Consider the following 19763-nt stretch of genomic DNA (forward strand, 5'->3'; position numbering starts at 1 on the left):
ACTCAGTAGCCGGTGGTGCCGTCGATCAGTTCACGCATGGCGTCGAGGTGGCCGAGGTGGCGGGCCGTCTCCTCGATGAGGTGAGTGATGATCCAGCGCAGCGACACAAGCTCAATGCCCTCAGGGGCATGAGCCTCCAGTTCGTCGAGCTGGTGACCGGCAACGATCTCGCGGGACCGCTCACATTGCCGGTCGTACTCGTCCAGCAGGCGATCGAGAGAAGCACCAGGCGGCTGTGACAGCTGGAGAGGGTCTTTGGCGCCTACCTCTTGGACACCAAGGAAGCCGATCTCGAACCACCCTCGTTCGACATGTCTGAGGTGTCCCACCAGTGTTTTCACGGTCATCCGTGGAGATGCCGGCAAAACGGCTAGTTCGGCCTGCTCTTCTGACAGGCCTGTGCACTTCAGTCTGACCGTGGCGCGCTGGTGGTCCAACCAGCCCGTGAGCATGTCGCGTTCGTCGGCCGTGGCCGGCGGAAACTGGCGGGTCACTCGACCGATGCTAGGCGGTTCAGTGACGGGGGCCCAGGGGGTCTTCGTCGGGCGGGGTGGGGGCGCGTCGGGTTGTGCTGGTGAGGGAGCGTTCGGGGAGCCAGATCACGAAGGTGGTGCCGATGCCCAGCTCGGAGTGGAGGGTGACGGTGCCGCCGTGGGATTCGGCGATCTGGCGGACGATGGCGAGGCCCAGGCCGGCCCGGCGCTGGCCTGTGGACGCGACGGTGGCCGGGGGTTGTTGCTGGCCGGCGCGGTAGAAGCGGTCGAAGACCCGGTCGGCGTCGTCGGCCGCGATGCCGGGGCCCTCGTCGCGGACCGCGATCCAGGCCCAGCCGTTGCGGCTGCCGACCGCGAGGACGAGTTCGCTGCCGCCGCGGGCGAGGCGGACCGCGTTCGAGAGCAGGTTGTCGACCGCGCGCCGCAAGGCGGACGCGTCGCCGGCGGCGATCGGGCCCGGCGAGAGGCGTCGTACGACGTGCAGCTCGCGATCGGCTGCCAGCAGTTCGTACTCCTCGGCCGCCTCGCCGGCGATCGTGGCGAGATCCACGTCGGCGTCGACGAACGCCGGTGACGACCGGCGGGCGGAGGCGAGGAGGTCCTCGACGAGGCGGGTCATCCGCTGGATCGCGCGGCCGACGATCGCGGTCGCCTGGGCGCGGTCGTCCGGCGGGGTGTCGTCGTGCGCGAGGACGGCGTCGACGTTCGCCTGGATCACGGCGAGCGGGTTCCGGAGTTCGTGGGAGGCGTCGTCGACGAGCTGGCGCTGGGTCAGGAACGCCGTCTCGAGCCGGCCGAGCATGCCGTCGACGGTGTCGGCCAGGTTGCGCAGCTCGTCGCGCGGACCTTCGAGGGCGATCCGGCGGGACAGATCCGTCGCGGAGATCTCCTGCGCGGTCGCCGTGATCCGCCGTACCGGACGCAGCACGCGGCCCGACAACCACCAGCCGGTGCCGAGGCTGACCAGGAACAGTGCGCCCATACCGGCCGCGGAGTAGGTCCGCAGCGTTTCCAGCGTCTGGTAGTTCACCGCCGACTGGAGGCTGGAGATCTCGGCGGCCTGGATCGCCTCGCCCTGCTTGATCTGGACGTTGCCGTGGGCATCCTTGTAGTACTTCTTGACCGGGATCTGGCTCAGCGGCTTCGGATCGAGGATCTGGGAGAGCGCGACGTACACGCCACCGAGCAGGAGTGCGGACAGGACGATCAGTACGGCGGAGTAGGTGAGCGTCAGGCGGAACCGGATCGTCTGCGCCCAGAGCGGGAGCTTCATGTGTCACCTCTGAGGCGGTAGCCGCGACCGATCACGGTCTCCAGGATGGGATCTTCGCCCTCTTGTGCGAGTTTGCGGCGCAGGGTGCCGACGGTCACGCGGACGGTCTGGGTGAACGGGTCCGCGTTCTCGTCCCAGACGTGTTCGAGCAGTTCCTCGGCCGAGATGACGTGCCCGGGGCGCGACATCAGGTACCGCAGGATGCCGAACTCCTTGAGCGTCAGCGGAAGCTCCCGTCCGGCGCGGGTGGCGAGATGGCGGGACGAGTCCAGGACGAGGTCGCCGACGTGCAGTTGGGTTGTGCCGTTGGTGACGTCGCGGCGGAGGAGGGCGCGGATCCGCGCGAGCAGTTCGACGAGTGCGAACGGCTTGGTCAGGTAGTCGTCAGCGCCTTCGTCGAGCCCGCGGACGCGGTCCGCGAGCGAGGCGCGCGCGGTCAGCATCAGTACGCGCAGCTCCCGTCCGGACGCCACCTCGATCTCGCCGCGGCGGACGGCGCGGCACAGGTCGAGGCCGCTGGTGTCCGGCAGCGTGATGTCCAGGATCGCCAGGTCGTACGGCGTGGTCGCGAGTTTCTCGATCGCCTCGGCGCCGGTGGTGGCCGCGTCGACGGCGTACCCGGCCCGGCCGAGTCCCGAGCGCAGCGCGCTGACCAGGCCTTCCTCGTCCTCCACCACAAGTAGTCGCACGCAACCAAGGTAGCGGGGGACCCGAGCGCGGCCGCTCTGCTCTTTCGCCGGGCTTTCGGTCGCCTTTCCGGTCGTTTTCGCGCCTTCTTGATGAGCTGTGGCCAATCGAGTCGAAGGAGATCCTGATGAAACTCCCAGTGAAACGACTGATCCTCGGCAGCGCGGTGGCGGTAGCGGCGCTAGGTGCCGGCGGGATCGCGTACGCCGCCGGAAGCGACCCCGCTGTCCCGGAGCAGGGCTACGTGACAGTCGAGGACGGCGCGACCACTCCGTCTCCGTCACCCTCGTATGACTGCCCGGAGAAGAACGGCACCGCGCAGCCGTCCGAGCAGAACCCCGCATGAGTGCGGCAGCTCTCGAACACGCCTTGTTCGAGGTGAAGCGGGTCGTCGTCGGGCAGGATCACTTGGTCGAGCGGATGCTCGTCGGGTTGCTGGCCCGCGGCCACTGTCTGCTGGAAGGCGTACCGGGAGTCGCCAAGACGCTCGCGGTCCGCACACTGGCGGAGGTGATCGGCGGGCAGTTCTCGCGGCTACAGTTCACCCCGGACCTGGTGCCCGGCGACATCATGGGCACCCGGATCTGGCGGCCGTCCACGGAGGGGTTCGACACCGAGCTCGGTCCCGTGTTCGCCAATCTGGTGCTCGCCGACGAGATCAACCGTGCACCGGCCAAGGTGCAGTCCGCGCTGCTCGAGGCGATGGCGGAACACCAGGTCAGCATCGGCGGTACGTCGTACCCGCTGCCGGAACCCTTCCTGGTGCTCGCGACCCAGAACCCGATCGAGTCCGACGGGGTGTACGCGTTGCCCGAGGCGCAGCGGGACCGGTTCCTGCTGAAGATCACGGTCGACTACCCGACGCCGTTGGAGGAGCTGACGATCCTGCAGCGGATGAGCGCGCACCGGCCGCACGCGAACGCCGTACTCACTCCGGAGCAGGTCGCACAGTTGCAGGAGGCAACGGACGACGTGTTCGTCCACAACGCGGTCGCCGAGTACGTCGTACGCCTGGTGCACGCGACCCGGGTGCCGTCGCAGTACGGGATCCAGGACCTGGCCGGCGTACTGGAGTTCGGCGCGAGCCCCCGTGCCACGCTGGGACTGGTCGCGGCCGGCCGGGCGTTGGCGTTGCTGCGCGGGCGGGACTACGTGCTGCCGGCCGACGTGTACGACGTTGCGCTCGACGTGATGTCGCACCGGCTGGTGCTCACGTTCGACGCGCTGGCCGACGGGGTCGATCCGCGGTCGGTCGTCGCGCGGATCCTGCACACCATCGAACAACCGCACGTGGTGCCCGCCGACGACGCTCAAGGGTCTGCGGCATGAATGACCTGCTGGCCGGCCGGGAACGGGCGCTCCGCGCACTCGAGCTGACGGTGAAGCGCAAGCTGGAAGGCTTCCTGCACGGGGAGATCACCGGTCTGCGCAGCGGTCCCGGCAGCGAGCCCAACGAAGCGCGTCCGTATCAGGCAGGCCAGGACGACGTACGACGGATGGACTGGAACGTGACCGCTCGCTCCCTGGAACCGCACGTGCGAGCACCGCTAGCGGAGCGGGAACTGGAGACGTGGGCGTTGCTGGACGCGTCGGCGAGCATGGACTTCGGGACCGCTCTGAGCGAGAAGCGCGACCTGGCCATCGCTGTCGTCGGGGCGGTCGGTCTCCTGTCCGACCGCCCCGGCAACCGGCTCGGCGTACGAATTGCACTGGGCGACGACCTGCGCCGACTCCCGTCCGCTGGCGGCGCGGTCCAGCTCCGCCGTACTCTCCGCACCCTGTTGTCGTTGCCCCGAGCAACACCAGGAGCCTTTCCGAGAACTGATCTCGGCAAAGCGATCGGTCGACTTGACCGCGAACACACACGCCCCGGTCTGCGCGTGATCGTCTCGGACTTCCACGAGGACGGGTGGGCAGACCCATTACGCCGCCTGTCCGCACGCCACGAGGTGATCGCGGTCGAGGTTCTCGACCCGCGCGAGCTCGAGCTCCCCGAGGTCGGGCTGCTCACGCTCGTCGATCCGGAGACCGGCCGCCGCCGGGAGATCCAGACCGCGAGCCGCAAACTCCGTCGCCGGTACGCCGACGCGATGACCGCGCACCGCGAACAGACCACCCAGGCGATCCGCGCCGCCGGTGCGGCACATCTCGTACTGCGCACCGACGCCGACTGGGTCCGTGACGTTGCGGCGTTTGCGACCGCCCGCCGACGGGCCGGCGTACGGCGGAACCCGACTGCTGTGAGGACCAGATGAGATTCGAGCAACCCCTGTGGCTCTGGCTGCTGGTGCTGGTCGCCGCGCTCGTCGCGGCGTACCTGATCGCCCAGCGACGCAGAACGAAGTACGCCGTCCGCTTCGCGACCCTTCCGATGCTGGAGAAGGTCGCCCCTGTACGGCCCGGCTGGCGCCGGCACGCGCCGGCCGCGGCCTTTCTCGCCGCACTGACCGTACTGACGATCGCGATCGCCCGGCCGGTCGCAGACATCCGGGTCCCACGGGAGCGCGCCACCGTGCTGGTCGCGATGGACATCTCGAACTCGATGGCGGCGACCGATGTGGCGCCGAACCGGTTCGAGACCGCCAAACAGGCGGCGGTCGAGTTCGTGCGGGACCTGCCGGAGAAGTTCAACGTCGGGCTGGTGTCCTTCGCACGGACGGCGACCGTGGTGTCGGCGCCTAGTACGAATCATCAGGCGACGGTGGACGCGATCAACAGTCTGCAGTTGCGCGATTCGACGGCGATCGGGGACGCCGTACTCACGAGCCTGCAGGCGGTGCGATCGATCGACCCCAACGATCCGCCGCCGAGCCGGATCGTGCTGCTGTCCGACGGCGGCAACACCGCGGGCAGCCCGGTCGACGAGGCCGCTGCTGCGGCGGCACAGGCCGGCGTACCGGTGTCGACGATCGCGTACGGGACGCCCGAGGGCACCGTGAATCTGGAAGGGCGCGACATCCCGGTCCCTGCCGACACCGAGGCGCTGAAGGGTCTTGCGGACGCGACCAGTGGGTCGTTCTACGAGGCTGAGAACGACGAGCAGTTGCGCGACGTGTACTCCGACCTGCAGTCCTCCATCGGCTGGACCACCGAGCCCCGCGAGATCACCAACCTGGTCGCGGGCGTCGCCCTCGCGGCAGCGCTCCTGGCCGCTTTGGCCTCGCTGCTCTGGTTCTCTCGCCTCCCTTGATCAGGAGCTGACATGTCTCCACATCTAGGCCATCCCTTCCGAGGCCCCGACTACATCCCCGGCTCGCCACCCAACCCCGGCCCGCCGCCCGTCAGCCCCGCCCCACCGCCCATCAGCCCCGTCACCCCGGCCTCCGCCTCGGCTCCCCCCTCTCCGGTGGCGGCACCTCCGGCCGGGGTGACGGTCACCCGTCGGCGTGCTGGGTTCTTCATCGGCACGCTCGTTCTCTCCATCGCCGCCGGGGGAGTAGCAGGTGCCGTCACGGGTGCCCGCGACCCGGCTGTGGACCTCCAACAGGCAGCCCCGCCGGCAGCAGCCGCCCAGGGATCCATCACCGCAGCCGCCGCGAGCGTCCTGCCGGGAGTCGTCTCAGTACGCGCGGGCCGCGCAACCGGCTCCGGCTTCGCGATCGACCAGCAAGGTCACGTGGTGACCAACGCTCACGTCGTGGAAGGAGCGAGTGATGTCTCATTGGTCCTGTCGAACGGCCGTACGGTCGACGCCCGCGTCGTCGGCGCCGACGAGGACAACGACCTCGCCGTACTCCAGGTCTCGACCTCCGACGCCGCGGGACTGCGTGCGCTCACGCTCGGCCGGTCCGCGCAACTCCAGGTCGGCGACCCGGTGCTGGCCGTCGGATCCCCACTCGGCCTGGAAGGAACGGTGACCGCCGGCATCGTCAGCGCCGTCAACCGCCAGGCCCGCTTCGGCGACAACAGCACCCGCCAATCCGCCATCCAGACCGACGCCGCCATCAACCCCGGCAACTCCGGCGGCCCACTCGTCAACGCCGCCGGCCAGGTAGTCGGCGTCAACACCGCCATAGCCACCCTGGGCACCACCCGCTCCGGCAACATAGGCATCGGCTTCGCCATCCCGGTCGACCGAATGACCACCATCGTCAAAAACCTCCTCGACTGACGAGGTACGACGAGCTCCTCTGATGTGCAGCTGGACAGGACGTGTCAGGTGGTCGGGTAGTGCACCTGAGCGTGATCGCACGGCCCGGGAGGGACGCGGAGGCGGGACCCTGTGGTCGTCGTCGTACTGTGCAGGCCAAGGTCGGAAGGGGAGTGGCGTGCGCCGTGCGTCGGTCGCCAGTACGTGGACCGAGAAGTTCGCTGGCTGATTAAGGCTTCGGCTTCATCTTCTCCTGGTGGGCGGCACCCTCTGTCACACTCGCGGCATTCGTCAGCCCGAACAGAAGGGTCCCGCCCATGCCCTCGAAACTGTCCGTGAGAATCTCCGCCGCTGCGTTGGCCGCGGCAACCGTCTTCGCTGTCACGCCCACGGCGTCGGCGGCACCCCACTACGCCAACGCAAGCCCGAGTCCTGCAGCGGCCGAGGTGAAGCTGCCTGCTGAGGTTGCGGGCGTTCTCGGCGCCTCCAGCCGTACTCTGGTCGACGCGGTCGCCGCCGATGCGCTGGGCCGGTCCCAGGACGGCCGAGCTCTCGCCCCATCCGTTGCCCTAGGCAAGCTTTCCGAGCAGGGCCGGAAGGTCGTCGTCGACGTCCGCTCGGCCGCGCCGGGCTGGGCGCGGGGTGTCGCGTACGTCGAGGCTCCCGCCACCGAAGGCGCTCATCCGGAAGGCTGGCTATATATCGCTCGCTATGTCGACGGTCACTGGGTCAGCGGAGTCGAGGGCGACGGCGAGTTCGCCGAGTACATCAGATCGTCCCCGCTCGTCGGCACCGCAGAGCGCCGGACGATGACGGCGTACGCGCAACACCAATCGGCGACCACCATGGCTACTACGGCCAACACCGGTGGGTTGTTGTTGCCGTGGATGCCGGACTACTACATGACCGTCACCGGTGGCCCGCACGCCAGCGACGGTGTGAACGGCTACTGGAGCAGCTTGGACCTTGCCGGCGGCAACGCCAGCGGGCGGGTCCGCTCCTCCCGCGACGGCACGGCCACGTCGATGTGTGGCGCAGGTGGCGGCTGGACGCGAGTGATCCACCCGAACGGCTTCTCGACGGATTACTACCACATGTACAACGCCACCTACTACAACGCGACTCCGGTCGGCACGAGCGCGCTGCTCGGCAACATCGGCCGAGACGTCTGTGCCGGCGGGTCCGCAACGGGCGACCACGTGCACTGGAGTCTGCGGACGTACGACGCGAACTACAACGGCACGTACACCTGGCTGCACGGCCGCACCATCGGCGGCTGGACCTGGTGGAACGGCTCGAGCCAGTACACCGGCTGCGCGACCCGCCTCGGCGTCACCGCCTGCCCGGGCACCGCGATCTACAACCGCACCAGCTGATCCCATGCTTACAATCGGCCGTGGCGCGCTATCAGCTGGAGCCTGGCGACTACGGACTGGTGCGCTTCGCGGTCTCGCCACTCACTGAGCTCGGCAACTCGCTGCGCGCGCTGCGGTCGCCCACCAGCTACCCGCTCCAGTCTCCTTGGTACGCCGCCGCGTGCAAGGTCCGCGACCAGCTTCCGCTCGATGTGCTGAGCGGGCTGATCGGCCCGAACTTCGACACTCCCGACCTGTTCAATCCGCGGGTAGGCGTACCGCTGACCATCGACGCTCAGCTCGCCTACCTGCGGGACCAGGACCTGCGCACGCTCGGCGCGGACATCGAGTTCGCGGTCGGCGGCGTACCCCGTCGACTGGGATCGAGTGGGCGATCTTTCGGCGACCGGTTGGCTGATGCGCTGGCGGCGTACTGGCGATTGGCGTTTCAGCCGCATTGGCCACGGATGCGCGCGACCCTCGACGCCGATGTCGCGGTCCGCGCCAGATCACTGGCGGCGGAGGGAGTGATCGCTACCCTGAACCGTTGTGGGCCGGGCGTTCGCGCCGACCTGACCTCCATCACGGCCCAGATCCTGAACGGCCACGACGACCTCACTCTCTACACACGCGGGCGGCCGATGTTCGTCGTACCGTCGCTGTTCACTCTGAGCAGCTCGACCCCGCTGACCGACTCGGACCCGATGGTGATCTACAGCGCGACCAACCAGCGCGCGATGTGGTCCGACGCCACCGGCCTCCCCGGCGGCGCGGGCCTCCTCAGCCCGCATCGCCTGCGCTACCTCCGAGCCATCGGCCCCGGCCAGTCGACGACCGCATTGGCCGAGCGGTTCGGCGTGTCCCCATCAGCCGCAAACCAGGCCCTCCGCGCAATGACCGCCCAGGGCCTGGTCCGCCCACGCCGCAACGGCCGAGCCGTCATCTACGAACGCACCCCACTCGGAGATCAACTCGCCGACCTACCTTGATCAGCTGGCGTCGGCGCCGATGTTGGGTGGGTTGGGGATGGTGGCGCCGTAGTAGTCCACGCCGCCGTTGCCGGAGACCGGCGTACCCGTTCCGAGTGCGGGGGAGCCGGCCTTGAGTGTGTAGGCCTGCGGACACGGTTGCGGTCCGGTTCCGGTGGGCGGTGACCACGAGCAGGTGCCGCCGCCACCGGGCGAGGTGAACAGCGGGTCGCCCCACACGGAGCCCGTCTCGAGACCTGCGGCCTTCCAGGCGGCGAAGTCGGCGTACGTCGTGCCTCCCCAGCGCCAACCGCCTGTGTTGGTCCCGTAGTACAGGTTGTTCGCGAGCGTCATTCCGGTCTGCGTGTACGGGTTGTAGTAGAACTGCCCGGTCTTGCCCGAGCTACCCTTGTTGGCCAAGTAGCAGATGTTGTCCTTGATCTGCGAGCCGGCGGCCCACGTGCCGGTGCTGTAGCCGAAGTTGAAGCAGGCGCTGGCCCCGGTCTTCTTGTTCGTGCTCTGGTCCTTGTTGGTGAACAACGTGTTGCCGTAAATGGACAGCGCGTTCTTCGGCGCGTTCGGTACGACGTCGAACAGGCCTCCTTGGGCATTGGCCCAGTCGTCGTTCTGGGAGATGTTGTAGCGGTAGGTGTTCGGTCCCCAGACTCGTGACGCCGCTGTCGAGGTGTAGGCGAGCAGACCGCTGCCGGCGTTGTCGTGGGTGTAGTTGTACTCGACGAGCGAGTTCGTCGTACCGCCGTCGAGATCGATGCCGTCCCAGTCGCAACCGGCCGTGTACGCCGGAACCGGTTGTACCTTGTACACCTCGTTGTTGCGGATGGTGACGTTGTTCGAGGTGTAGGACATGATGCCGCTGGTGCCGCCGCACGAGGTCACGTTGGCGCCGATGTCATGGACGACGTTGTGCTGGATGATCGCGCCGTTCCAGCCGTTGGCGGTCAGCCCGGCACCGGTGGTTTTGGGTGCCATGCCCAGGTTGTACACGGTGTTGCCCTCGACCCGGACGTTGGTGATGTTGACGCCCGAACCCCACCCGTAGATGCCCGGTCCAGCGGTGGAGGTGACGCTGGCGCCGTGCAGTTTGTTGTTGAGGATCTGTACGTCGTCCAGCGGCCCGCTGTGACTGTTCAGCGCGTATCCGAGCACCATGATCTGCGCGCCGAACGCGCTCGTGCTGCCGCTCGGCGTACCGAATCCGGAGATGTCGGAGTTGGTCACCTTCAGGCCTGTCGTTGCCGTTGACGACGTTTGATTCTGCAGCAGTACGCCGGCAGCGGTCGTGCTGCCGTTGACGACCTTGATGTTGTTCAGTTGGAAGCCGTTGACAGCATCTGCGGTGATCGCCGCTGACGTGTCGCCGGTGCAGTTGGACTGGATGGTGGCCTGCCCGGTGCCGTACGAGTAGACCCGGAACGGTGTCGACGCGGACGAGGCCGGCACGTTCGTCGAGTTGAAGACCAGGCAGCCGGCGAACGTCTGACCGCCTTCGAAGTAGACGAGGCTGCCTTGTGGATAGGTGAAGCTGTTGACCTTGCCGATCGTCTTCCAGGCCTGGCTGGGGGAGAGCCCGCTGTTGCTGTCGCTTCCGTTGGGCGAGACGTAGTACGTTCCGGCGGCGGCCTGCGCGGGATCTGTGAGGGCACCCGCCAGGAGGGCTCCGAGGATCCCGGGGACGGCGGTTGCGGCGAGCCATCTCGTTCTCATGTTTCTCCTCACTTCGGGTGTTTCAGGGGCGGAGGGGCTGTCGGTCGATCGTTGCCCTGTGCGTATCGCCGTGATCCTCGATCGTTCCGACCGCGGTGCGGCCCGTGAGTTCTAGGTACGGTCCAGGGATCCAGCTCCAGCTGATGTGGTTGCCCTCGGCACGCGCCGACACGGACGGGCTCGCCGCTGTCTCGCCGTACGGCAGGAGCGACAGGGCTCCGCCGACGAACGCCGAGTCGAGTGCCGACAGATCGATCGGTTGTGGTTCGGAGGCGGAGAACAGCTCGACTTCTACGGTGAGCACGCCGTTGGTGCCGGCGGTGATCCGGCCGGTCGGGGGAGTGCCGTTCCAACTGCCTCCGGCCGGGATGATGCTGACTGTGCTGCCGTCCTCGGAAACGGTCACGTGGTCGTGGAGCGTGAAGCTGTTGCCTGAAGCACCGTTGACGCGGATCTCCGGGTCCGTGATGCCGCGGAACTCGAACAGCACCCGGAGCGAGCGCATCGGGACGGATTCCCCGCTCGGGATGACGTTGCGGTGCACGTGATGGTCGCCTCCGGGACTCGCGAACCCGACGTGCCACAAGGCATGTGGACCTTGCTGTACGGAGGAGGAGATCGCGGACACGAAGTCGACGTCGTCCTTCACGACGCGCAGCCGGACGGACCGCGGTGGGCGTCGCCAGGCGTCGTTGGCGCCCCAGTAACCGAGCAGATTCCGGCGTTGAAACCAGCAGTCGGCGAAGTTGACGGTGCCGAGGGTGTTCTTGGTGTGCAGCCAGGTACTTCCGACGCGGTCCGGGCGGCCGCGGCTGAAGAGTTCGTGGCGCATGGTCGGTGGTCCTGCGGTGACAAGTTGCCTGACCACGTCTGCTGGCGCATCCGGGCGGAGGATTGCGGTGTGGACGAGGGCGAGGGTGACCGGCGAATCGTCAACCCGTTCGAGCACACTGTCGAACGGCGCCTGTCCACCGACGGCCTTGGCGAGGTGAGCCAGGAGTTGCGGTTCTTCGCCGAGATCATCGCGATAGGCCCGCGACATCGGTCCGGACAGTTGACCGGACGGAAGATGCCAGCGCTGGACGAGATGCCGCCAGAGCCGCTCGACGAGGTCGGCAGCGATCGTCGCTGAGCGCTGGTCGGTGATGTACTGGCTGATGGCCGACATTGCGGTGCAGGTCACGAGCCAGTACGTCGGGCTGTTGTACTCGGCGAAGCTGCCGGTCTCGTAGACGGTTGCCGCCAGTCGTTCGATTCGCTCGCGTCCGTAGCGGGTCAGCTCGGGATCGTCGAGGATCTGGCCGGCGCCGAGCGTCACGAAGCTGCCTTTGCTGGCGATGTTCGTGTAGGACATCGGCACGTTCCGGCGTACGACGGCCTCGGCCGCGGCGGCGATTGCTGTTCGCAGGCGCAGTCGCAGTTGGTCGGTGAGGGCGCCTGCATGGCGGATCATGATCAGAACAAGTTCTTGCCCGATGAAGTCCGCCCAGTTGGTGTCGGGCCGGGTCATCCTTTCGAGGGGTTCTTCCAAGTAGTACGGCCAGATCCCGTAGGTGTCCGACACCGGATCGAGGTCCTGCCCGTCGAGGACCCGGTCCACGATCCCGGCCGCCTCGTCGGCCGCTCCGGTCTCGAGCAGGATCAGCGCGTAGGTGGTGGACTCGCGGAAGGCGTGGACAGTCCGGCCGCCCAGTGCGGTGTGCACAGAGCTTGCCGAGCCGGGCATCCGGATCAGCCGGTGTGCGACGTCGTACGCGCGCTTTCCTGCGGCTGCGGCGGTTGCGGTCAGCCATTCGTCGAGCTCGCCGGGAGCGAGCGGTCTGGTGCTCATCCGTGCTGCTTGGCGTACTCGTCCCGGATCTTGTCGCCGACGGCGGACTTCCAGGTCTTGACCGCGGCGGTGAAGTCGTCGATCTTCTTGCGTCCCATGATGATGTCGCTGATGGTGTCGCGGACCTTCTGCTCCTCGTCGCCGGAGCGGCTCGCGGTCTCGGAGTACAGACCGAGGGTCGGATCGGCGAGTCCGTGCGGGGCGACGGTCTTCTCCCACTGGTACTGCGCCCGGACCCAGTCGGCCTGGCCGGGGCCGTACATCACCCGGAACTCGGACCCGCTGACGTACCCGACGTTGACGACTTCCTTCTTGCCGACATCCGTCAGCTTCGGCTCACCGTTCTCGAGTTTGTAGTCCTGCCCGGAGATGCCGTAGTGGACCAGGAGGTACTCCTCGGTACCGAACGGTGCGGCATACAGGTTGAGCAGGCGCAGGCATTCCGCGGCCCGGTCGTTCGAGGCCTTCTTCAGCAGGATGACGCCGTACACGCCGGGGCCGTAGAACAACGCCGGCTGCTGACCCTTGGCGCTGAACAGCGGCATCGCTGTCACCTGCGAGGACTTCAGGCCTTGCACGCTGGTCAAGGCCTTCCACCCGCTCAGCTGGCCGGCGTTGCACACGACCTGTCCGGAAACGAAGAGTTCTGTGATCTGCGAGCCGGTGAGGTTCGCCGACCTCGGGTGGAAGTAGCCGGACTGCCGGAGCTTCGCGGTGAATTCGACGGCGGCTTTGTACTCGTCGGTCTCGAAGTCCCGGGTGAAGCTGCCGTCGGAGTTCTTGCTCCAGTTGTTGGGTGCGCCGAACGCGGCCGCGAACGCCGGCAGGCTGAACGATCCGTACGAGCCGGTGAGTGCCCAGCGATTCCGGCGCGGATCGTTGACCTCGGCGCACATGGCCTCGAAGTCGTCGGTCGTGGCGATGCTGCCGGGATCCGCCTTCATCAGGTCCGCACGTGCCAGCATGACGTTCCAGAGCAGAGGACGCTCGACGGGAACGCCCCACAGCCGGCCGAACATGCGGGCGTTGTTCCAGGCCTTGGACGGGATCGCGGCGAGGTGCGGGTGCTCCAGGACCTTGTCACCGGTCAACAGGTCCGAGAGGTCGGTGAATTTGTTCTCGAGCAGCTTGTCCAGCCGCGGTTGGCCGAAGTCCTGAACCAGGACCATGTCAGGCAGATCGTTGCCGGCCAGCAAGGTGTCGACCTTGGTGCCGTACTCGCTGGAAGGCGCCGTACGAACCGTGAACTTCCCCCCGAGGCGGGCGTTCATGGCCTTTGCGTAGGTGTTGTTGTTGAGGGCAGGCGGCGGGGGAGCGAGCGTCGGCACCATCATGCTGATCTCGCCGCCGCTCATCGGGGCGCCGTCGACAGAACGCCGGAGGTCCTTCGGCATGGTGAAGAACCCGTCCTGGATCCCACGGGCCGGTTCGCCGACCAGATCCGGCTTCATGCCGGTCGGCACCCGGTACGTAGGAAGATCGACTTGCTTGGCGGCGGTGGCGCCCGTACCGCCGTTGTTGCCACAAGCAACGAGACTCGGTACGCCGAACATGAGGGCGGAGCCGCCGAGGACAGCCGACTTCAGCGCCGTTCTGCGGGTGACTTCTCGATTGATGGATGACATCTGTCCTCCTGGAACGAGCTTTGGGCGGATCAGCCTTTGACCGCGCCGGTGAGTACGCCTTTGGTGAAGTGGCGTTGCAGGAACGGGTAGACCAGCAAGATCGGGACCAGCGCGACGATGACGACGGCTGCCTGCACCGCCTGTTGCGGCGGCGGTGCATCGCCCGAGGCGACGGCCGCGCTGTCGCCGAGGGACTGGCCTTGCAGGACGTAGGTTCTGAGCAGCAGTTGCAGCGGCCACTTGTGGGAGTCGTTCAGATAGAGGAGTGCGTTGAACCACGCGTTCCAGAAGCCGACTGCGTAGAACAGCCCGACGACCGCGATCACCGCTTTGGACAGTGGTACGACGATCTGCCCGAGGATCCGGAACTCGCCGGCGCCGTCGATCCGCGCGCTGTCGTACAGCTCGGTCGGCAGCCCCATGAAGAAGCCGCGCATGATGATCACGTTGAACGCGCTGAGCGCGGTCGGCAGGATCAGGGCCGCGTAGCTGTCGAGCAGACCCAGGGACTTGACGGTCAGGTACTGCGGAATGATGCCGGGGTGAAACAGGAAGGTGAGCAGTACGGCGCTCAGGATCGCGCGGTGCCCGAACGAGCCGCGACGGCTCAGACCGTACGCGAGAAGCGCCGTCACGGTCGTCGCCAGCACACTGCCGACGATGGTCACGCCGGCACTGATCAACAGTGCGCGGGTGACGGCGCCGCCGGCCCAGATCTCCCGGTACGCCGCCCAGGTCGGATCGCGTGGGATGAGAACGTACGACCCTGCTTCGGCGAGCGCCTTCTGGCTGGACAGGCTGGTGGAGAGAACGCCGGCGAAGGGGAGCAGTACCAGTACGCACACGACCGACAGAGCGGCAGCCTTGCTGACTTTGCCGGCAACGGTCGGCTCCTCCATCCACGGCGGACGCAGTGGGGCCTGGTTCCTCATCGCTGATACACCCCCTGCTCGCCCAGGGCATGAGCTGCCTTGTTCGCGGTGAGGATGAGGAGGAACCCGACGAGGCCTTTCAGCAGACCTGCGGCGACGGCGACGCCCCAGTTACTGTCGACCACGCCGTGGAAGTAGACGTAGCTGTCCAGTACCTCGGAGGCGTCGGCGCCGACGGACGCTCGCTACAGGATGATCGGTTCGAAACCGACGGACAACGCCTCGCCGAGACGCAGTACGAGCAGCAGCACGATCACCGGGCGGATGCCCGGCAGGGTCACGTGCCACAGTTGCCGGCGGCGCCCGGCGCCGTCGACCGCGGCCGATTCGTACAGCTGAACATCGATGGCCGCCAGCGCCGCGAGAAAGATGATCGTGCCCCAGCCGGCGTCCTTCCAGATGGCCTCGGCCGTGACCAGCAGCTTGAACAGGTGCGGACTGGTCATGATGTCGAACGTCGCGAGGCCGTGACTCCGGGCGAAGGAGTTGATCATCCCGGCGCCGCCCAGCGTCTGCTGGAACAACACGATCACGATCACCCAGGAGATGAAGTGCGGCAGGTAGACGATGTTCTGGATCAAGCGGCGCAGCCATGACCGCAAGACCCCGTGCAGGAGGATCGCGAGGCCGATCGCGGCGGGGAAGAACAGGACGACCTGGAGCAACGTGATCTCGAGCGTGTTCAGCAGTGCGTTCCAGAAGTCCGGATCGGCGAACAGATCGGTGAAGTTCCGTAGCCCGATCCACGGGCTGTCCACGAGGCCGACGTACGGCAGGTAGTCCTTGAAAGCGACCACGTTGCCGAGCAATGGGATGTAGTGGAAGAGGAGGAGCAGCAGGAGACCGGGCGCCGCCATGATCAGCAACGCCAGGTCGCGGCGGAGGCGGTCACGTCGCGAGGCCCCGCTGCTCGCCAGGCGGCGGGGGGAAGCGCTTGCCAAAGAGTCGCGACGACGGGCTGTCATGCGGTCTCCCAGTGGTCGGCCCGAACTGAGCGATATCGCGCAACTGTCACGTGATAGCTGTGGAACTATCACGTGATAGTCGGCTAGGATCAGCATCATGGCAGCGGACCAGCAGAGGCGCAAGAGCGCGACCCGGATGGATGTGGCGAAGCTCGCCGGGGTGGCGCCGACGACGGTTTCGGCGATCCTGAACGGCCGGGCCGCCGAGCTGAAGCTGGCCGCGGCGACCGTCCTTCGGGTCGAGGAGGCCGCGCGCGAACTTCGCTACCTCCCGAACGCCGCGGCCCGCGCGCTGCGCCGGCAGGGATCACGCACGTTGGGCCTGATGTGGGGACCTGGTTATCGGGACACGATCACCGCGGCCGCAGTGCACGCACATCAACTCGGGTACTTCACCGTCCTGCTCAACTCCACCGGCGACGCGCGTGACGCGATCATGGCAGTGCGAGACGCCGGGATCGCCGGTCTGATGTGCCCGGCCGGAGGGCAGCAACAGGCCTTCGGTGAGGAGCTGCACGCCGCCGGAGTCCCGGTGGTGTGGATGGATCCGTACTTCACCGAAGACCACGGGCTGCCAGGTCCGCTGATCGCGATCGACGCCCGGATCGGCACCAGGGCGCTGGCGAAACATCTCGTCGCGCGTGGCCATCGGAGCCTGGTTGCGCTGACCGGACCCAACGCGGCCCTCCCCGCGCGGCCGACGTCACCGGAAGCGGCCGGTCCGCGCTACCAGCCGCTGATCGAGGCGTTCGGCGACGGCTTCTCCGCGGTGTACGCCGACGACTGGGAAGCGGGCTCCGGCCGCGCGGCCATCGAACGACTGATTGCTACGGGCAACGTTCCCGACGCGCTGTTCGCGGCCAGCGACCGGCTGGCGGCCGGCGCGATGAGCGCCTGCCTCCGCGCCGGCCTGAAGGTGCCCGGCGACATCGCGATCGCCGGCTTCGGCAACGAAGACTTCAGCGAATGCCTCACTCCTGCACTGACCACAGTGCAGTGGCCGCTGCGCAAACTGGCTCAGCGCGGTGTGGACCTCCTTGTCCAGACCGTCGACCAACCCGAAACCCAACCCCAGCGCCAGGTCCTAGCCTCCGAGCTCGTGATCCGCGAATCCACCTGAGGCCAGGCTGTCGTACAGGATCGGGTTGAGGGGTGACTGCGGGATCTGGCCGACCTCGGTTCCGGGCATCCAGTTGACGAGGTCTGCGGTTTGGTTGTGGTTGGTCGGCTCGGTGGTGCGGAGGTCGGCGTCGAGGTAGATGACGGTCATGACGCGGCGGGGTTGGGTGCCGCGGTTCGGGCCGGCGTGGTGGAAGGTCCAGCCGCGGTGGAAGCTGGCGTCGCCGAGTGCGAACGGTTCCACGACGTCCTCGAAGTACTGCTCGGCCACGGCGTTCTTGACTTGCTCCTCGGACTCGTCGGAGATCGGGAGGTCGCGGCCGAAGGCGAAGTTGTGGCTGCCGCGGGCGAAGGCGAGAGGCCCCATCTCCAGCGGGGTTTCCTGCAAGGGCAGCCAGAGCGTCACGCACCGATCGGAGGACAGCGGCCAGTAGTACTGGTCGGCGTGCCACGGGGTGATGCCGCCGCTCGGCTCCTTGTAGAGCGCCTGATCGTGGTAGAGGCGTACGGCGTGAACTCCGAGGAGCTGCGCCGCGATACCGGCCAGGCGGCGTGCGAACACGAGCTCCTTGACCTTCTCGTTCTGCCGCCACAGGTTTGTCACCTGCAGGAACGCCTTGCCGTACGTGTCGCGCTCGGCCAGCGGCAGGTCCTGGGTGTTCAACCGGATCACCTCGGAGGTGATCGTCGGCTCGTACTCCGCGATCGTCTCGGGGCTGAGTACGCCGGACAGGTGCACGAACCCGTCGCGGTTGAAGTCGGCGGTGGCGGTCGGCGGCAGGCCGTCGTACGGCGTCTCGAGCTCGTCGACGGAGATGTTCGTGATCGTCATGACCTCCACGATTCCAAGCGCCGACCTCACGTGCTACGCCGCTGATGACCAGTTCTGGTACTCAGTTGTCCTCTTAGAATGTATGGATGAAGCCGCGCTACGAACGCCCGGGCGTTCCTAGCGGTACGACGTTCACGTGCTTCACGAGGCGTGAACGGTGCTTCGACTTCGCCTGGCACTTCCATCGGGAGTACGAGCTCACGCTGATCTCGGCCGGATCGGGAACGAGGTATGTGGGTACCACCGTTGAGCGGTACCTTCCGGGTGACCTGGTTCTGCTCGGCCCCGATCTGCCGCACACGTACGCGTCCGAGCCGTCCGATCGGCCGTCCGAGGCCGCGGTGACCCAGTTCCGGCACGACTTCCTCGGCGCGGGCTTCTTCGAGCTCCCGCAGTTCGGCGCCGTCCACGACCTGCTCGTCGGTTCGGCCCGCGGGCTGTCCTTCGGCGACGTGGCACCGGACCTGCAAGCAGACATCGCCGGTCTTCCGCATCTCACGGCGGCGGTCCAGACGACGCGGCTTCTCGACGTACTGCATCGTCTTGCCGCCGCCACGGCGACCCCTATCACGGGCACCGGGTACGCCGCGGCGCCGAGCACCGCCGTACGCGATCGGATCGATGTCGTGGTCCGGTATCTCCAGAAGGCTCATACCGAGCCGGTGCTGCTGGACGAGGTCGCCGCGCTCGTGCACATGTCGCCGACGTCGTTCAGCCGCTTCTTCCGCCGCGCCATCGGCTGCACGCTCACCGACTATGTCAACCAGCTGAGAGTGGAGACAGCCTGCCGTCTGCTCACGACGACCTCGCTCCCGGTGACCGAGGTCGCGGCGCGCAGCGGCTACCGGAACCTCGCCAACTTCAACCGCCGCTTCCGCGAGCTGAAGTCGATGCGCCCGACCCACTACCGAGCCGCCCATCCGACTCGCTGAAGGCGGCGCCTGTACCCGCCGCGGCCCTGTGCGCGGCGGCGCTGAGCATCATGCTGGTGCTCACGTTCGTCCTGTCCACGAAGGAAGCCGGGGGCGTTCGGAGTCTTCGACCTGTATGCGAAACTTCTGAACGTCGCCTAACAGGAGGTTCCCGCGGTGAGTGGTGCTGCGGGCTTGCTCCTTGGCGGGGTTGTCCTGCTCGGGGCCTTCGTTCAGTGGCTCACGGGCATGGGGTTCGCGTTGGTCGCGGTGCCCGCGCTCGTGCTGGTGCTCGGACCGGTGGACGGTGTCTCGTTCTCGAACTGCGCGGCCGGCGTTGTCTGTCTCCTGGGCCTGTCCCGCGGGTGGCGGCAGGTGCGCTTGCGGGCGATGGTCCCGCTGGTGATCGCGGCCGCGTGTACGGCGCCGCTCGGCGCCTGGTTCTCCCGAGTCCTGCCCGAGCCGGTGCTCCTCATGGTGATGGGTGGCCTGGTAACGGTGACCGCTGCGCTGCTGATGAGCGGCCTGCGCGTGCGAGCGCTGAAAGGACTCGCCGGCGCGCTGACCGCGGGCGCGGCTGGCGGTTTCATGAACACAGCCGCCGGCCTGGGCGGACCCCCGGTGTCGCTGTACGCCGTCAACGCGAACTGGACGATCCGCGAATTCGTACCGAACGCCCTCTTCTACGGCACCATCGTCAACGTCTTCTCACTCGTCACCCGCGGCGTACCTCCACTCGCCGCCGACGAATGGCTCGTGGCAGCCGCTGGCCTGATCCTCGGCGCAGGCCTAGGCGCGCTACTGGCCGGCCGAATCCCAGACCGGGTAGCTCGGTTGCTGGTCCTCTCGCTGGCCATCGCCGGCGGCATCGTCACAGCGATCAAGGGCCTGCTGGCGATCTAGCGCGTGGCTCCCAATCCCACGCCTACTGCGCTGCACCCGACGAGCACTCCGCC

At 67.5% G+C, this 19763-nt stretch carries 20 protein-coding genes; 10 read left to right on the top strand and 10 right to left on the bottom strand.

The genetic code is table 11. The features are described 5' to 3' along the window. Positions 1-2 precede the first annotated feature (2 nt). Genes EV649_RS36650 through EV649_RS36660 form a run of 3 tightly spaced genes read right to left on the bottom strand, consistent with a single transcriptional unit; the run spans position 3 to position 2456 of the window. On the bottom strand, positions 3-494 hold the full coding sequence (locus EV649_RS36650) for a DinB family protein (RefSeq protein ID WP_347233168.1): 492 nt from the start codon (positions 492-494) through the stop codon (positions 3-5). A gap of 19 nt (positions 495-513) precedes the next feature. Next, positions 514-1767, bottom strand: a complete 1254-nt coding sequence (locus tag EV649_RS36655; RefSeq protein ID WP_130388305.1) for a HAMP domain-containing sensor histidine kinase — start codon at positions 1765-1767, stop codon at positions 514-516. After that, entirely contained in the window at positions 1764-2456 is a 693-nt protein-coding gene (locus EV649_RS36660; protein ID WP_130388306.1) for a response regulator transcription factor, read from the bottom strand. Before EV649_RS36660 ends, EV649_RS36655 begins: the two co-directional genes overlap by 4 nt. Before the next feature lie 125 nt (positions 2457-2581). Between EV649_RS36660 and EV649_RS36665 the strand changes: the two genes are divergently transcribed. The 7 genes from EV649_RS36665 to EV649_RS36695 all read left to right on the top strand — a co-directional run bounded on the left by EV649_RS36665 (position 2582) and on the right by EV649_RS36695 (position 8888). Continuing rightward, a complete protein-coding gene (locus tag EV649_RS36665; protein WP_130388307.1) occupies positions 2582-2800 on the top strand; it encodes a hypothetical protein in 219 nt (72 codons plus the stop codon). Continuing rightward, positions 2797-3783 (top strand): MoxR family ATPase, encoded by a 987-nt coding sequence (locus EV649_RS36670; protein WP_130388308.1) that lies wholly within the window; start codon positions 2797-2799, stop codon positions 3781-3783. The genes EV649_RS36665 and EV649_RS36670 overlap by 4 nt, the downstream gene beginning before the upstream one ends. Continuing rightward, positions 3780-4709 (top strand): DUF58 domain-containing protein, encoded by a 930-nt coding sequence (locus EV649_RS36675; RefSeq protein ID WP_130388309.1) that lies wholly within the window; start codon positions 3780-3782, stop codon positions 4707-4709. Before EV649_RS36670 ends, EV649_RS36675 begins: the two co-directional genes overlap by 4 nt. Continuing rightward, positions 4706-5644 (top strand): VWA domain-containing protein, encoded by a 939-nt coding sequence (locus tag EV649_RS36680; protein ID WP_130388310.1) that lies wholly within the window; start codon positions 4706-4708, stop codon positions 5642-5644. The genes EV649_RS36675 and EV649_RS36680 overlap by 4 nt, the downstream gene beginning before the upstream one ends. A gap of 156 nt (positions 5645-5800) precedes the next feature. Further along, complete coding sequence (locus EV649_RS36685; RefSeq protein ID WP_241999138.1) at positions 5801-6565, top strand: trypsin-like peptidase domain-containing protein; 765 nt, start codon at positions 5801-5803, stop codon at positions 6563-6565. Between the two features lie 296 nt (positions 6566-6861). After that, entirely contained in the window at positions 6862-7920 is a 1059-nt protein-coding gene (locus EV649_RS36690; protein WP_130388312.1) for a peptidoglycan DD-metalloendopeptidase family protein, read from the top strand. Between the two features lie 20 nt (positions 7921-7940). After that, positions 7941-8888, top strand: a complete 948-nt coding sequence (locus EV649_RS36695; protein ID WP_130388313.1) for a winged helix-turn-helix domain-containing protein — start codon at positions 7941-7943, stop codon at positions 8886-8888. Here EV649_RS36695 and EV649_RS36700 read toward each other — a convergent pair whose 3' ends face one another. From EV649_RS36700 to EV649_RS36720, 6 genes are read right to left on the bottom strand one after another with little or no spacing between them, the layout of a single operon-like run. Continuing rightward, positions 8889-10592 (bottom strand): right-handed parallel beta-helix repeat-containing protein, encoded by a 1704-nt coding sequence (locus EV649_RS36700; protein WP_130388314.1) that lies wholly within the window; start codon positions 10590-10592, stop codon positions 8889-8891. 22 nt (positions 10593-10614) lie between these two features. Next, positions 10615-12423 carry a hypothetical protein gene (locus tag EV649_RS36705; protein WP_130388315.1) on the bottom strand — a complete coding sequence of 603 codons (1809 nt, stop codon included), beginning with the start codon at positions 12421-12423 and terminating at the stop codon, positions 10615-10617. Beyond that, on the bottom strand, positions 12420-14048 hold the full coding sequence (locus tag EV649_RS36710) for an extracellular solute-binding protein (protein ID WP_130388316.1): 1629 nt from the start codon (positions 14046-14048) through the stop codon (positions 12420-12422). The genes EV649_RS36705 and EV649_RS36710 overlap by 4 nt, the downstream gene beginning before the upstream one ends. Before the next feature lie 29 nt (positions 14049-14077). Beyond that, positions 14078-14980, bottom strand: a complete 903-nt coding sequence (locus EV649_RS36715; RefSeq protein WP_130388317.1) for a carbohydrate ABC transporter permease — start codon at positions 14978-14980, stop codon at positions 14078-14080. After that, positions 14977-15105 (bottom strand): hypothetical protein, encoded by a 129-nt coding sequence (locus tag EV649_RS42095; RefSeq protein ID WP_277875755.1) that lies wholly within the window; start codon positions 15103-15105, stop codon positions 14977-14979. The genes EV649_RS36715 and EV649_RS42095 overlap by 4 nt, the downstream gene beginning before the upstream one ends. Positions 15106-15165: 60 nt before the next feature. Then, positions 15166-15945: an ABC transporter permease subunit gene (locus tag EV649_RS36720; RefSeq protein WP_241999139.1), complete on the bottom strand. Its 780-nt coding sequence runs from the start codon at positions 15943-15945 to the stop codon at positions 15166-15168. Between the two features lie 97 nt (positions 15946-16042). Between EV649_RS36720 and EV649_RS36725 the strand changes: the two genes are divergently transcribed. Continuing rightward, on the top strand, positions 16043-17065 hold the full coding sequence (locus EV649_RS36725) for a LacI family DNA-binding transcriptional regulator (RefSeq protein ID WP_130388318.1): 1023 nt from the start codon (positions 16043-16045) through the stop codon (positions 17063-17065). Here the strand turns inward: EV649_RS36725 and EV649_RS36730 are convergent. Further along, on the bottom strand, positions 17030-17896 hold the full coding sequence (locus EV649_RS36730) for a phytanoyl-CoA dioxygenase family protein (RefSeq protein WP_130388319.1): 867 nt from the start codon (positions 17894-17896) through the stop codon (positions 17030-17032). The two genes, EV649_RS36725 and EV649_RS36730, sit on opposite strands and share 36 nt — an antisense overlap. 86 nt (positions 17897-17982) lie before the next feature. On the opposite strand from EV649_RS36730, the gene EV649_RS36735 reads away from it, so the two are divergent. Further along, complete coding sequence (locus tag EV649_RS36735; RefSeq protein WP_130388320.1) at positions 17983-18828, top strand: AraC family transcriptional regulator; 846 nt, start codon at positions 17983-17985, stop codon at positions 18826-18828. Positions 18829-18984: 156 nt separating this feature from the next. Further along, positions 18985-19710: a sulfite exporter TauE/SafE family protein gene (locus EV649_RS36740; RefSeq protein WP_198682895.1), complete on the top strand. Its 726-nt coding sequence runs from the start codon at positions 18985-18987 to the stop codon at positions 19708-19710. The last annotated feature ends 53 nt before the right edge of the window (positions 19711-19763 follow it).

The organism is Kribbella sp. VKM Ac-2569 (genome assembly GCF_004216905.1).
In the GTDB taxonomy this organism is placed as follows: domain Bacteria; phylum Actinomycetota; class Actinomycetes; order Propionibacteriales; family Kribbellaceae; genus Kribbella.